The organism is Paraburkholderia sp. RL17-347-BIC-D (genome assembly GCF_046027915.1).
Classification (GTDB): domain Bacteria; phylum Pseudomonadota; class Gammaproteobacteria; order Burkholderiales; family Burkholderiaceae; genus Paraburkholderia.
In genome coordinates, this window is sequence record NZ_JARESS010000171.1 from 1 (window position 1) to 1,345 (window position 1,345).

1 protein-coding gene is annotated in these 1,345 nt (G+C 62.8%); it reads left to right on the forward strand.

Annotation, left to right across the window (positions count from 1 at the left end; genetic code table 11):
* The first annotated feature begins 120 nt into the window (after window positions 1-120).
* A complete protein-coding gene (locus tag P0D96_RS47930) occupies window positions 121-1,317 on the forward strand; it encodes an IS4 family transposase (protein ID WP_132373019.1) in 1,197 nt (398 codons plus the stop codon).
* Window positions 1,318-1,345 lie beyond the last annotated feature (28 nt).

The window sequence follows — 1,345 nt, forward strand, 5'->3', positions numbered from 1 at the left end:
GAAAGGGCTTGTATACGGGGCGTTCGATCTGTAAACTTCATCGCATAACTGATTGATAAATCGACGATATGAACTCAAATACCAGCGTCCTCCCAACTCCTGGCTGAGTTCTCCGATTTCCTGTTCGATCCGGCGCTCGCTGAGCGCGTGCGTCTTTCTCCCACTGCATTCACCCGCAATCGCACACTGACATTGCCGCGCATGGCCGCGCTGATGATGTCGGGCATGTGCGCGAGCGTGCAGGCCGAGCTCGATGGCCTGTTTGGTGAGCTCGGCGAATGCGGCGTGCGTACCCGCGGCGTCAGTGCACAGGCCTTCAGCAAGGCGCGCCGGGGGCTGTCGGCCGAGCTGTTCGAACGGGCCCGCGCACGTCTGATTGAGCTTGCCCAACCCCATATTGACTCGATGCGCTGGAACGGCCTGAGGCCGGTCGCAGCCGACGGCACCCGGCTGCGGGTGGCGACCCGCCAGGGCCATGCGTTGCGCGCCGATCACTACGCGTTCGCGCTGTTCCTGCCGGGGCCCGAACTGACGTTGCATGCCGCGCTCCATCCGGCCGACGGCGCCGAGCGGCAGATGCTGTTCGAAGCGCTGGATGTGCTTCAGCCGCACACCGATCTGCTGCTGCTTGATCGCGGCTATATCGGCAACATGATGGTGGCTGCGCTGGCGCAGCGCGAGATCCACTTCTGCCTGCGCGTGGATACCCGAGGATGGAAATGTGTAAGCGCGTTTGCGCGCAGCGGCCAGGCCGAGCAGGTCGTGACACTGGGCGCGCCCAACGAAGAGGATGCCCGCGACTATGAACTGGCGCGCACGCCTACCACCGTGCGCCTGATCCGGGACGTCACGCCCAGCGGCCGCGTGCGTGTGCTGATGACCTCGCTGCTGGAGCGCGAACGTTATCCGGCCAGCGCTTTCGGCGCGCTCTATCATCAACGCTGGCGTATTGAGGAAGCGTTCAAACGTCTGAAGCACCGACTGCGGCTTGAGGCTGTCACCGGCCTGGATTACCTGGCGCTGCAGCAGGACTTCGGTGCGAAAACCGTCGCTGATAACCTGTGTACGCTACTCAATGACCTGGACGATCCAGCCAAAGACGACCACACCAGTCATCCAAACCGTCTATACGCGCTGGGCGCACTCAAGCCGATCCTCGGCGCGTGCCTGCTACGGATTGAGCGCTGCCTGAACCGGCTCGCCGATCTCATGCCCGCCATCCACGGAGCCCGATGTCGTATCCAGCCCTCGCGCTCTTACCCACGACCGCCCAGAAAAGCCAAACCCCATCTCCATCTCGCGTACAAGGTCGCTTGATGGAATGGGGCTTAAGTTGAGAGCATTG